This window comes from Dyadobacter sp. LHD-138 (genome assembly GCF_030929615.1).
In the GTDB taxonomy this organism is placed as follows: domain Bacteria; phylum Bacteroidota; class Bacteroidia; order Cytophagales; family Spirosomataceae; genus Dyadobacter.
The window spans coordinates 128,250-141,808 of record NZ_JAVFVU010000008.1; the positions used below are offsets into that span (position 1 = coordinate 128,250).

Genomic DNA, 13,559 nt, shown 5'->3' on the forward strand with positions numbered 1-13,559 from the left:
GCTAGTTAGCATATTTTTGTATCAATATTTCAGTGATACGTTCTGCCGCCTGTCCGTCCCAAAATGGCGGTATTACGCCTTCCTTTGTCCGACCGCCCAAAATATCCTGTACTTTTTCAGCCACAGAAACCGGATCCAGGTCGCTTAACAGAATATTTGTTCCCAATTCAACTGTGACCGGGCGTTCTGTACTCGCACGGAAAGTCAGACAGGGTACTTGTAAATACGTTGTTTCTTCCTGAATCCCGCCAGAATCGGTAATGATCAAAGCAGCATTTTCCATCAGATGCAAAAATTCCAGATAACCTTGCGGCTCCATCAAAATTACATTCTGAAGGCTTTTCAGTTCTTCCAGCAAGCCCCAGGTTTCCATATTTTTCAGGGTTCTTGGATGAACAGGGAACAATACGGTTTTATCCTTCGAAGTTTCCTTGATAATCGTAAGGATATTGGTAAGCCCTGCTTCAAAGTCCACATTACTCGGCCGGTGCATCGTCATCAAAACGTAAGACTTCGGTGCCAGGCCCAGATCATTCAGAATGGTCAGCGTTGCGGCTTTTTTACGATAATAAACCAGCGAGTCGATCATTACATTGCCTACGAAATGCACCTTTTCGTCCGGAATACTTTCTCTTTTAAGATTATCGATACCGGCCTGTTCCGTCACAAAAAGGTCATCCGCAATACAATCGGTCATGATCCGGTTAATTTCTTCCGGCATTCCGCGATCACCGCTTCTCAAACCTGCTTCCACGTGCACAACCGGAATATGTTCCTTCACCGCCACCATCGCGCACGCGATGGTTGAGTTCACGTCACCCACTACAAGGACGACATCCGGTTTTTCGGCGGCCATCACCTGCTCAAATTCAATCATGATTTTGGCGGTTTGCTGCGTGTGCGATCCCCCGCCGATACCTAAGAAATAATCCGGTTTCGGTAATTCCAGCTGATTAAAAAAAACATCCGACATGCGGGCATCGTAGTGCTGTCCCGTATGAATAATTTTCGAATCTATTTGAGCATGTTTCAAAAAAGCGCGGTGAAGCGGAGCCACTTTCATGAAGTTTGGACGTGCACCAACAATACTTAGGATTTTCATTTTTAATCAACCAAAATTTTAAACAGCTATCGATCAGTGCGCAAGAACATATTGAAAAGCAACCATATACTCCTTCAACACACTATGTATATTAATTTCTTCCTTGATAATTTTCAGCGAGTTAGCACCAAAGGTCTTTACTTTTTCCGGATCTTCAAGCAAGCTTTTGATTTTCAGGTTAAGACTTTCCTGATTACCGTTTTCAAAATAACTTCCGTTGTATCCTTCCCGGACCAGACGACGCTCCGTTCCATCCGCTACTGCGCAAATGACAGGTTTGGCAAAACACATGGCATCGTTGATCGACAAACCGCCCATGCCGCCTAACAGGTAAATGGACGAAACATGCAGATAACGTCCCAATGTCAGCGAGTCATAAACACCACCCACAAAACGAATATTGTCAGCGATGCCCGAATCAGCAGCCTGTTTTTTCAGTGTTTCTTCCTCGGGACCAAAACCTACCACAACCAATTCGATATCCGGAAAAAAACTTTTCAGATCCCTTACCGACTGAATCAGCATATCCACACGTTTCCATTTCACCAACCGTCCGACATGTATAACACGGTGGGGATTGACAGGCAAAATATCAGGCTGTTTCAGGACCTGGTCATAAGCCGCCAGCAATTCGTCTGTATCTGGAGAATTGGCAGCGATAAATATTTTTTCTTTGGGGACGCCGTAACTCGCGATGATCTCTCCTCCCTCGTTGTAATAATTGATATGTGCATCGGCCAGGGGCAGATACAGTCTGCGCAGACAGGTGATAACCCGGAATGAAAGCGCACCTTTCCAGTTTTTTTTCGCCGCGTCCAGATCTTCCGTGATATTTTGTCCGGAGTAATAATATTCCTGGCTTTTGCCCCAATAAGCGGTATTAAACGGAATGTCCCGGCAAATTAATTTCGCTTTGACTTCTTTTAACCTAAAATAGAACAGGGGATTTAATATAAACTGTAAGAAATAAGGCCATGCCGACATCACGATAATGTCCGGTTTTATTTCATGCAGTGTCGGTATCAGATTTTCAAAAAAAGACTTGCCGTACCAGGTTGTGTATTCGGGAAGTTCTACCAGACGAAACTGTGCGGCTGATTTATCCTCTTTCACACCAGCACCAATCGCCTTGCTTTGCTGACTGGGTTTGACCAGAATAACTTCGATTCCATAGTCAGAAACCATTTTATTCAGTATCAATGCAAAATAGTGCGGCAACCCCGCCATGACAAAACAAACCCGCATGCGTCAATAGTATTGTGATAATTCCTGCAAAAGTACACATTCGCAGGTAATTTTAAGAGGCGTAGCAATCTTTACCCGACTCAGGTTCTGTTTTTTTACATAAAACAGAAAAAACAAGCCGAAGTATTGTGAAAAAAATAAGCGGAATCAGCTTAAAACTGATTCCGCTCCGGAACATTTTTATAGTCTCGAATCAACAGAATCTTTTGGCAATGTGGATTTTAAATCAAAAAGGACCGAATTGCTGTTGGTAAAATCCTTCAAATCGATTGCTTTGAAGGTATCGTGTGCCACGGCCAGTACAACCGCTTCGTATTTTCCCGATGGTTTGTCGGATAACGCAATATCGTACTCATGTTTCACCTCATCCGCCGACGCCCATGAATCATACACGTCCACCTGCATACCAAAATCCTTCAATTCTTTGTATACATCAACAACCCGTGTATTTCTGATATCGGGACAATTTTCCTTGAACGTTATTCCCAATATCAAAACACGGCTGCCTTCAATTTTATGACCTTTTTTGATCAGTAATTTCACCAGTTTATTGGCGACAAACACACCCATGGTATCATTGACCCGTCGCCCTGAAAGGATCACCTGCGGGTAATAACCCAAAGATTCAGCTTTGTAAGCCAGGTAGTACGGATCCACGCCAATGCAATGGCCGCCCACCAGTCCGGGTTTGTATTTAAGAAAATTCCATTTCGTCCCAGCCGCTTCCAATACCTCTGTCGTATCAATGCTCATCCGGTCGAATATCAGCGCAAGCTCGTTGACAAAGGAAATATTGACGTCACGCTGGGCATTTTCAATGGCTTTCGAAGCTTCCGCTACCTTAATGCTTGGCGCCAGGTGCGTACCGGCTTCAATGATCGAACCGTATAAATTATTGACAAATTCAGCAATTTCCGGCGTCGATCCGGAAGTGACTTTCTTGATTTTTGTCAGCGTATTGATCTTGTCTCCGGGGTTAATGCGCTCCGGCGAATAGCCACAGAAGAAATCGGTATTAAATTTCAATCCGCTTTCCTTTTCCAGGACAGGAACACAATCTTCCTCCGTACAACCAGGATAAACCGTTGATTCATAAATCACGATATCCCCTTTTTTCAGCACCTTTCCTACCGTTTGACTGGCTTTTAAAAGTGGGACAAGATCCGGCTTTTTATAGTTGTCAATCGGCGTGGGAACGGTCACGATAAATATATTACAGGTAGCCAATGCCGACAATTCATCAGAAAATTGCAAATCCTGCACACGTTGTAAATCTTCGGACGAAATTTCCTGCGTTCGGTCATAACCTCTTTTCAGCTCTGAAACGCGGTCTTTATTGATATCAAAACCAAGCACTGAATATTTCCGGCTAAACTCCACCGCCAAAGGCAGACCGACATAACCTAGACCAATAATTGCAATTTTACTTGCAGCAATTTCTGACGACATTCTGGTAAATTTTATTACGAGGACATAAAACTATACATATTAATCTTGATCAGAAAATTTTGACTGAATCCGGTCGCCAATGGTATGCCAGAATTCGTCATTTTTATCTGGGTACAGGGTGTGACTTTTGATGAAACTGACAGTATCTAATCCAACATTAAAACCGCATATTATGGACCTGATATCTATTCAAAGCAAGGTTTTTACCCTTAGGGGACAAAAAATAATACTGGATTTTGATCTTGCAGAAATGTACCAAGTTCCTACGAAAACATTAAAGCAGGCAGTCAGAAGAAACATGGACCGATTTCCGGAAGATTTTATGTTCGAAATAACAAACTTGGAATGGACCAACTTGAGGTCACAAAATGTGACCTCAAGTTGGGGAGGCACGCGTTACACACCCTTTGCATTCACCGAACAAGGCGTTGCTATGTTATCCAGTGTTTTAAAAAGCCCAAAGGCTTTACAGGTAAACATTACAATTATGAGGGCATTTGTAATGATACGTCAGTATTATTACGACTCAAAAGAACTGGAACAACGCATTGAGCGTCTGGAAAATGAAATGCAGATCAAGTTTAAAGACATTTATGAGGCATTAAACTTTTTGTTAAACCCGCCGAATCCGGAGAGAAACCTTATCGGATTCAGGCAGGATGATGATCCATTTCTGGCAAAGTGAATCAATAGTAATATCTTTGGCAGACAATCGACGGCATATTATAATTTATATCATCCAAAATGTATTGGCTACGCTACCTGCTCAAAGAACCATTTCAAGCATTGCGCACATCGCGTGACAGAGAATTCATCAAACTTCTTTTAAAATACGGTGATTCCAAAAGACATGATCAAAAACAGGTCAGCTTTGGAAAATACACCTTTGAAGTGCCTGATGTGATGTCCTTCCTTTGGCAGTATAAGGAAATTTTTGTTGATGAATTCTATCTTTTCAAAGCTTCCACTCCGAAACCGGTGATACTCGACTGCGGTGCCAACATCGGCATGAGTATCGTATATTTTAAAAATTTATATCCCGAATCAAAAGTTCTTGCCTTTGAAGCGGAGCCGACCATCAGCGCGCTACTAAGTGCCAACCTGTCGCGGAACAATATTACCGGCGTGGAAGTTATTTCAAAAGCGGTCTGGAAAGACTCGGAAGGGATTTGGTTTGGCAGTGAATCGGCGGATTCTTCGTCGATTTATTCGCAGGCTGAAAAGAAAAAAATCCCTTCGGTAAGACTTAAAGATTATCTGGAAAAAGAAGCAAAAATTGACTTTTTAAAAATCGATATCGAAGGTGCTGAAACAGCGGTGCTGGACGACTGCCGAAAATCGCTTTCGCACGTTGAGAACTTGTTTGTCGAATTTCATTCCTATATCGGAAATACACAGGGGCTGGCCGATGTCATTCAAATTTTCGAAGAAAACGGTTTCCGTTATTTCATCGATACCAATCAGCATCGCGGCAAACCGTTTATAAACCATAAATATCGTGGAAACGACGTGATGGACCTCCAACTAAATATATTTGGCTGGCGGGTGCGATAACGGCTGTCGGCAATCGGCTGTCGGCTGTCAGATCAATGTAAGAATCACATTTCAGATGACTGCCGGTTACCCGGGCTGCTCCGCCGATTGCTGATAGCTGACTGCCGACAGCAAATTTTCTGTTATTTCAAATAAGGATTTTTCGGAAAAACATGAATCTGAAATCCTTCCTTTTTCATCGCTTCCAGCACCTGATCAGACGGCATTTTCTTAAAAATAACGGCGCACAGTACCTGGGAAGGCATCAATGAAAACTTTGTCAGAAAGTCATGCACAGCCAGTTTACGTTTTATTTTCTTGAAAGCAGCTGATGAATTATCCGCTTTTTCTTGTGCCGCTGCTGCATTATAATAGTTGTTGTTAATCCCTTTAAAAGCAACCATTGGTAAGCCGATACCGTTGGCAAGCTTATCCATTTCCCTTTCAGAAAGTTTAAAAACATAGTTTCCTACCTCTTCAAACGAATAGCGGTTCTTCCAGTATTTTTGTAAGAGCCCTGTATTCCAACGATCAAAAATATTCCTGAAAGCTAGTAATAGCGGCATCCGGGCTATCGGATCGTGCGGCTCGACTAAAATAACCGCTTCTTTCGCCACCCTGATCATTTCATAAACCGCCATGTAGGGCCGCGGAAAATGATGGTAGGCTTCCTTACAAAATATATAATCGAAGGTATTGTCAGCAAAAGTCAGTTTCTCAGCGTTTTCAACGGCATATTTTTCAATAAGTCCATGTTCTTTGGAAAGCGGTAGAAAAGTATCAGAGATATCCGTGGCCGTTACATCCTGCCCTTTTTTATAAAAATGATTGGCATCAAATCCATATCCGTCCCCAACCGTCAGCCAGCTTTTTTTCGCCAATACAAAGGGGTCGGCCAATGCAAGTAACCGTCTGTGAATCCAGTTATTTATTGTCTTGTTTTCCTGATCATATTTCCAATCCGCAATAGCCTTCTCCTGCGCCTCTCTGGTGGCGTATTGTACCTCATACCAACCGGAATGTGCTTCGTGACTTTGTTTTTCAGTAGACATTATTTTTCAGTTACTCATGTTTGGACAAATATAACTTTTACGGATAATTATTCGCTACATCTCTTGTCTCTCATTATTTCAATTTTATGACTCTTTAATTCGTCCGTGTTCGTAAAAAACTTCGTCCCGGCAAAGAATCAAACCAATCTGAGTACTTTTTGGCAATAAAAACTGATTAAACGCAATATCTCTTTAATTTTACCATCCTATTGAATGAACGGCACAAAATGTCGCTCCTCACGCATTAACCGGTTTTATGATTCTTCATCTGAGTACGTTTCATCTGGAAGGAGGAGCGGGCGTTGCTGCCACTCGTTTACATCGCGCATTGCTTCGCTCCGGAAGAGACTCATGGATGCTGATTCCCAAAGTTGAGAATCCGGAAACAGGTGTTGTGCCACTGGCGGATACTAAATGGAAAAGCTATCAGGCATTTGGGCGTTTCGTTTTTGAACGACTTGCTTTTTATCCGCACGAAAAGGACAAAAGTGTCAGGTTTGCATTTTCACCGGCTGCCGCTGGCACCGATATCAGTGAGCATCCGCTTGTAAAAAAAGCCGATATCATTCATTTGCACTGGGTCAACTTTGGCTTTTTGTCCATAAAATCCCTGGAAAAGCTGTTTTCACTTGGAAAACCGATTGTCTGGACGCAGCATGATATGTGGGCACTAACGGGAGGCTGCCATTACAGCCGGGGCTGCGAGCATTATGTTACGCACTGTCAGTACTGCCCTTTCCTGGCCAAGCCAGACCGCTATGATATTTCCTTTTCTCAGTTTTTGAAGAAAGAGCATAGCTATAAACTGGCAAAAATGGCATTTGTTTCGCCAAGTCACTGGCTGGATGAGCTGACCGGCCATGCGCATCTGACAAAACAGATTCAACACCTGACCATTCCAAACTGTCTGGATACGACTTTGTTTAAGCCAGGCGATAAGAAAGCAATCAAACAATCCTTGAATTTGCCGATAGACAAACCGCTGATTCTTTTTGCAGGAGCTAACACACAGGATCCGCGGAAAGGATTTCATTATTTTAAAGAAGCGATCCGGCTGATCCGGGATACACATAGCGACATTGAGGTTTTGATTTTTGGGAAATCAGGCGCTACCAGCTTCGATTCCTTCTCGGCTCCGGTTCATTACCTTGGCAAAATCACAGAAACCGCCAAAATGATTGATGTTTATAATGCCGCAGATTTGATCGTGGTTCCTTCGTTGGAAGACAACCTGCCCAATACGATCATGGAAGCGATGGCCTGCGGAACACCGGCGGTGGGATTTGAAACGGGCGGGATTCCTGAAATGATAGACCATCTGGAAAATGGATTTATCGCGACATTGAAATCATCCGAATCGCTTGCAGAAGGAATAAAATGGACGCTGACAAATAATAGGGAAGGAAAACTTTCCGAAAACGCAAGACGAAAAGTGCTGGAAAACTATGCCGAAACTGTGGTTACCGCAAAGTATGGTCAACTTTATGATTCCCTGTTATGAAGCCCTTATTAACCATCGTCACGATCACCTATAACGCGGAACGTTTCCTTCCACGGACGCTGAAAAGTGCAGAAAGAGCCTTATCGGAAATTTCAGATAAAACTTCGGTTGAATACCTGATTATCGACGGCGGCTCAAAAGATCAGACCATCGCGATTGCCAGCAAGTATCCTTTTATTTCAAAAATAGTTTCCGAACCCGACCGTGGCCTTTACGATGCCATGAACAAAGGACAGGCATTAGCCTCGGGGAAATATCTCTGGTTTTTAAATGCCGGCGATGAAATGTTTGATCACACTACCCTATCCGGTTTACTGGCCGCCTTTGACAAAAATGCCGATGTGTATTACAGCGATGCCTTGCTCGTTCGGGAAGATGGCAGCGAAGTAGGTTTGCGAAGTCAATTTACACCCCACGATTTACCTACAAGCCTGATTTGGAAGGATTTTGCCCTGGGTATGAAAGTCTGTCATCAGTCGTTCATTGCAAAAAAAGAAGTCGCGCCGGTGTATGATTACACCAACCTCAGCGCGGATATAGACTGGGAAATAACCTGTCTGAAAAATGCCAAAAAGGTTGAACATTTAGGTTTTACGCTTTGCCGTTACCTGATGGGCGGTTTGTCCATTCAGAACCATCGCCGTTCGCTGCTCGACCGGTTTAATGTGCTAAAAAAACATTTCGGACTTATGCCCGCACTCTGGAACCACGGAATCATTTTCTGGCGCGGGTTTTGGTTTGCGAGGAAAAATGGAAAGTATTGGTAGGGATGGAAAGCCATAGTCAAACTTCACAAAACCAATCTAAAAACCTAAAATTGTTTGCCTGATTCTCTTTTATAAAAATGCAACAAAGTCCAGCATAAAGCCAAACCAATAATTAAGCAACGATAATAAAAGTGTATCCTTTTTTCTATTTCCTCATTAAGCACAAAAAACACATCCACTACCAGCATGCTTATCAATAATGTGATAAATAATATATAAGACAGGTATCTTTTCATTGTTTTCATAATTAAAACGGATTCATCGGAAGATCCTGTTTAGTAAGAGGTTTAATGCCGGGCTTTAAAAGAATGCAACAGTCGTTATAAGCTCTGTCACATTTAATTTTTGCAGACAACGCTTTTACACCCGCAGCCAAAATACATACTCCAAGAATTGGTGGAGCCTCAAATGCTATCATACACAACCCACACTCAATCAATGCTTCTGCATCCGCATCTTTATGACAACGTTCCCATGTTTGACTACATGTCGAAGAGCCTCCACCGGAAAGATCTTGAAGAATTATTTCAGTAGTTATCATTCTCCTTTTTTGCAATTCCACGATTCCAAACGCTTCTAAGAAAATTTTCTTTTGAATTGGACTGCCAACATTCGTTAAGTTAAATTTTCGTTCCAACTTAGATAAATGTTCAACAAAGCGACTATTAATATCAGAATATTCTTGAAAATTTTCGAATCCTAATTCTCCGACAAAATTCTCTAAGTCTTTTGGATTTTGTACATTTTGACTTGCAGTTTGAAGTAATTGAAGCTTACTACCAATCTCTTTATTGGAGAGTTCATCTACAATAAAGAGCAAAATTTTCTTTTCTTGCTTAGATAATTTTTCTCTAATATCCTCAAACGAGTCATTTCCATCCATTTTCAAATATTTATCAGTAAGAAAATAATATTAGAAACTATCATAGTGACAATAATTGTCGCTATGATAGTTTCTATTTTGGCTGAATATACTTTTATACTGTATTGTCAAGATTCAGAGCTCACAAGCCTGTAAACCAAAGAGTAATAACTTATGTCTTGACTGAGAAACGACCACTAGGTCACACTGAAGAACAAATATTATCAAAAATTATGAGTGGTGCGTTTTTACCGTTGCCATCTGATCCATCCTTTTGCATCTTTTGCATTGACCATGTCGTAAGAATTTTCAGAAAGCTGAATTAGATAGTACCCACTTTCGTCGTATAGATAATTCCTTGACGCAATAACTGGCCCATCAGCCGGATAACCATCGCCCAATATTCCGAGCGGTGTAAATATTATCCGCCCATCAGTAGCAAATGTGGGGGCATTAACTGCGTCCCAATAATACAGAGATACTCCGTTATTTTGAAAAAACACGGGTGCAAATGCGTCATAATTTGATCCAAACTGAGGATAATAGATATAGAAATAATAAGTCCCCTCTCCTCTTGTTAACGAATTAACTTTGAAAGCATCATCCACACCATTGACATGAAATCCATCTACTGAAAGCCAGTAGCTATCTTCCGACAACGCCGTCTGATACCATCTTCTCGCAGCCGCCACATCTACTTTCAGCGGTTTCGCCGCATCCACAACTGTTACCTTAGAACCAGCCACTGTCACACCCAAAGATAATTTGGAAGCATCCCATGTTAAATCGGTAAAACCGTTGATCGTTTGCGAGCCATTTACAAAAGGCGTGATAAAGGCCACACCGGTAGAGCTGTAATAATATTCCGTCGTGAATGACTTCAATGTGGTACCGTCAAGCCAGTTTAAGGTGATCTTGCGTGCATTTTGGTTTACAGCAATTTCATAAGTCACTGCGCCAATGGTAACCCGTTTGAAATAGGTCAGGTATTTGGAAATATTGCTAAAAAGCAAACTTTTGGCTAATCCGCCGTTCCCATAAGCCGTGGCTTCTTCCTGTGTGGCTTTAATCAGTACAAGCTTGCTCTGGTTCTTCGTGCCGGTCAGCGTGATCCTGCCAGAATTCAGCGTATCTTTTTCAAAAGAAAATTCATAATCTGATTTAAGCCCTTCGCCGTCATTTCCGCCATTTACTCCCCCATCCGGATCCGCGAGCACGTGTAAATAGGAATACGTATCAAAAATCAGCGACGGCGTTTGCATGGCTTTCAGTCTGTAACTGCTTTCCTTGGCCGTAGCCGCAGATTCCGGGGCAAAATCGGAATACATCACCACGCGGTTTTTGTCATTGAATTTGAAATAAAAACTATAAACACCGCCGCCGCCGGGATAAATGATCCCCTTCCAGCCATAAGGTGCCTCCGCCAGTTCTTTCTGATAAGATGAAAGCGTTGCACTGATACGCTCATCCGCTGTTTGTTCAAAAACACCGTCATCTTCTTTACAAGACCAGAGACCCGTAAGAAGTAACAATAGCCAATAGGACAGATACTTATTTTTCATCTTAAAATATTTTGAACGAACAGTTTCTTATAACAATGGAATCAGCGCAGCCCTTGTTTTCTTTTGCAGGGCATAAAAGTCGATATTCCATGCCGTCTTATAATAATTCACCACCAAAGCTTCCTTACGTCTTAGTTTCGCCTGCGCGTCGGCCTGGCTTGTTCCATTCGGACTGAAACCTGCCGGAATATCGTTTATCATTTTATCCCAGCCTCCTTTACCTTCCACCAACATCATCGCGATTGTTTCTACGAAATCCTCATCGAAAGCTGAGCTTGCATACGATGTAATAAAACCGTCTCTCCTGGCCGTAGCATCCGAAACGTTGATCCAGTTTTGCCCCTGATACAGGCCCTTGCAAATGGTTTTGAACTCAACAGGATAAAACTTCGTCTGGTGAAGAATGTGCCCAAATTCATGTTGCAGCGTATGTGTCGATTGTTTCACATTATTGGAATCCCTCGATGCAACGTACCCCGCCATGCCCCGCACACGAAAATTGTTCACATCAAACAACACAATTTTTCTACCGCCTTCTGCCTGTCCTAAGATAACAGAGCCATCAGACAGATATTGTACACTGCCCGACATCACAAATGTTTTGGGCGAGTATTTATTAAAAAACACCTTTCCTGCCTGAACCACATAGGGATTTATCCAGGTGCTGATCACCGCTCTTGAAACGGGTAAAATCAATTCTTCTTTAGGAGGAACCAGCGTTTTTGTAACATCGCCAAACTCAAACTGGTCCCACTTGTACTGCATTCTGATATTGTAAGGCGCCAGCAAACTATCCTTTAACCAAAGGTCTATCGGCCCTTCCACCGGAACGGGCTCCTCGGGGATTTTACTGATATCAACGTCATCCTCACCGCAGGCACTCAGACCAACAGCGAGAACCATCAAGGAGAGGAAAGATTTAAGTGTTATTCTCGTTTTCATACTTTGAATATTTTCAGTTTAAACTACCCTGTTTTAACCAGCTTAAACTTTATCGCTTATTTAATTCCAAACCCGATAAAACGGCGGCTTGCGGCAACTGCAAAACCCGTCTCGGATCATCGCTGTTGACCGTAATCACCTGCCCCTCCGCTGTCGGATGCTCCACGTCAATACCGTAACGAAGAATATCGAACCAACGCATCCCTTCCTGTGTAAATTCCAGCCTTCTCAAATCAGCGATGGAGATCAGCAGACCCAATAGGTTATTCTGAGTGGTATTGCTAAGGCCGTAATAACTTCTGATTTTCGCAGCTGTTACAGCATGCGTCGCCGAGTTATAGTTTCTGATCCTTTTGCTCATGAACAAATTGATGTCCGCCAACGAAGCGGCCGAATTATTCAGATAAAGATTGGCTTCTGCACGATTGAAGAGCACTTCTTCGGTGGTGAACAAAGGAACCATCACATAAGTCATACCGATTTCTGCATTCACCGATTCCTTCACAAAATATTCCGTCAACTTGGGAATAAACAAATTTTCCTCACCCTGCGTATAAATAGGATAAGCCCAACCCGCAGAAGTACCCGTCAAACCACTGATCTGGTTAATCTCCGACCATTTGGAATTGGTAAGACCATAACGATACGACGGTGCGTATCTTCCAAACAATGAATTGGTTTCCACAAGGAGCAGGTTAGCATTTTCACTGGCCCGGGAATATCTTTTCCATATGGCATCGTAAGACAGCGTGATGTACTCCGTGTTCCATGGACGCAGATTGGAGGCAATATCGCCGCTCGGAAATACCTTGTTGGCATATTCAACCACTTTGGCATAATTTCTTTTGACCAGATAAAAGCGGGAAGCAAAAGCATTCGCCGCAGCCTGATTGAAGTGATATTTGGGAACCGTGTAAGAAAAATCAGCAATCAGCGGCAAGCCTTCCAACAGGTCTTTTTCAATCATTTCATACACGTAAGCCACCGTTTTACGCTCATATTTTTTCACGACAACATCTTCCGATTCAGTCACATAAGGAATCCCCGGATCAGAAGACGCAGTCGCGGGATCGTAAAATTTGGAATAAAAACTGACCAGCATAAAGTGCGCATAGGCTCTCGCTACCAAAGCTTCACCTTTTTGCGCGCTGAAACTGCCCGGGTTATCGGCTTTTGCAATAATTTCCAAGGCAAGATTGGTCGCTGCAATCGCGCGATAAGCCTGTGCCCAGTACATATCGGGCGCATCTTCCTTGTCAACGGGCGCATCGACTACCTCAAAAAGATAAGAACCCCGGTTAACGCGGTCGTCCTGCCCTCTGCCTTTGTCCGCGACATTATCACTCATCGATTCTCCGAACGTGACGTAACTACCCTGCGGATAAGCCGTGATCAAAAGCTGTGACACCTGTTCCGGTGTTTTGATATTGGCTCTGGTACTGTCCGGTTCGGTACTTAAAAAATCATTACAGCCCAGCACAAAAAACAAAGGCAGTAAAAGAAATATTCTGATTAGAAGTCTACTAATTTTCATATTCATTTCT

At 42.8% G+C, this 13,559-nt stretch carries 12 protein-coding genes; 4 read left to right on the forward strand and 8 right to left on the reverse strand.

The features are described 5' to 3' along the window. Position 1 precedes the first annotated feature (1 nt). The 3 genes from wecB to RB622_RS08240 all read right to left on the reverse strand — a co-directional run bounded on the left by wecB (position 2) and on the right by RB622_RS08240 (position 3,796). The gene (gene wecB, locus RB622_RS08230) at positions 2-1,102 is read right to left on the reverse strand and encodes a non-hydrolyzing UDP-N-acetylglucosamine 2-epimerase (protein ID WP_308046079.1); all 1,101 of its coding nucleotides are present in this window, start codon (positions 1,100-1,102) and stop codon (positions 2-4) included. A gap of 33 nt (positions 1,103-1,135) precedes the next feature. Beyond that, positions 1,136-2,347: a glycosyltransferase gene (locus RB622_RS08235; protein WP_308046080.1), complete on the reverse strand. Its 1,212-nt coding sequence runs from the start codon at positions 2,345-2,347 to the stop codon at positions 1,136-1,138. A 180-nt stretch (positions 2,348-2,527) separates the two neighbouring features. Further along, positions 2,528-3,796, reverse strand: coding sequence for a nucleotide sugar dehydrogenase (locus tag RB622_RS08240; RefSeq protein ID WP_308046081.1), 1,269 nt, complete (start codon positions 3,794-3,796; stop codon positions 2,528-2,530). Between the two features lie 172 nt (positions 3,797-3,968). Between RB622_RS08240 and RB622_RS08245 the strand changes: the two genes are divergently transcribed. Together RB622_RS08245 and RB622_RS08250 are read left to right on the forward strand one after the other, a co-directional pair. After that, on the forward strand, positions 3,969-4,481 hold the full coding sequence (locus RB622_RS08245; RefSeq protein WP_308046082.1) for an ORF6N domain-containing protein: 513 nt from the start codon (positions 3,969-3,971) through the stop codon (positions 4,479-4,481). Positions 4,482-4,540: 59 nt separating this feature from the next. Continuing rightward, positions 4,541-5,350: an FkbM family methyltransferase gene (locus tag RB622_RS08250; RefSeq protein WP_308046083.1), complete on the forward strand. Its 810-nt coding sequence runs from the start codon at positions 4,541-4,543 to the stop codon at positions 5,348-5,350. 122 nt (positions 5,351-5,472) lie between these two features. On the opposite strand, the gene RB622_RS08255 is transcribed toward RB622_RS08250, so the two are convergent. Further along, entirely contained in the window at positions 5,473-6,381 is a 909-nt protein-coding gene (locus RB622_RS08255) for a class I SAM-dependent methyltransferase (protein ID WP_308046084.1), read from the reverse strand. A gap of 256 nt (positions 6,382-6,637) precedes the next feature. On the opposite strand from RB622_RS08255, the gene RB622_RS08260 reads away from it, so the two are divergent. Further along, complete coding sequence (locus RB622_RS08260) at positions 6,638-7,882, forward strand: glycosyltransferase family 4 protein (protein WP_308046085.1); 1,245 nt, start codon at positions 6,638-6,640, stop codon at positions 7,880-7,882. After that, positions 7,879-8,649, forward strand: a complete 771-nt coding sequence (locus RB622_RS08265) for a glycosyltransferase (RefSeq protein WP_308046086.1) — start codon at positions 7,879-7,881, stop codon at positions 8,647-8,649. Before RB622_RS08260 ends, RB622_RS08265 begins: the two co-directional genes overlap by 4 nt. Before the next feature lie 247 nt (positions 8,650-8,896). On the opposite strand, the gene RB622_RS08270 is transcribed toward RB622_RS08265, so the two are convergent. From RB622_RS08270 to RB622_RS08285, 4 genes are all read right to left on the reverse strand, one after another. Next, entirely contained in the window at positions 8,897-9,532 is a 636-nt protein-coding gene (locus tag RB622_RS08270; protein ID WP_308046087.1) for a hypothetical protein, read from the reverse strand. A gap of 227 nt (positions 9,533-9,759) precedes the next feature. Further along, entirely contained in the window at positions 9,760-11,073 is a 1,314-nt protein-coding gene (locus RB622_RS08275; protein ID WP_308046088.1) for a DUF4302 domain-containing protein, read from the reverse strand. 27 nt (positions 11,074-11,100) lie between these two features. Then, positions 11,101-12,015, reverse strand: coding sequence for a putative zinc-binding metallopeptidase (locus RB622_RS08280; protein WP_308046089.1), 915 nt, complete (start codon positions 12,013-12,015; stop codon positions 11,101-11,103). Between the two features lie 49 nt (positions 12,016-12,064). Beyond that, entirely contained in the window at positions 12,065-13,549 is a 1,485-nt protein-coding gene (locus RB622_RS08285) for a RagB/SusD family nutrient uptake outer membrane protein (RefSeq protein ID WP_308046090.1), read from the reverse strand. Positions 13,550-13,559: the final 10 nt, after the last annotated feature.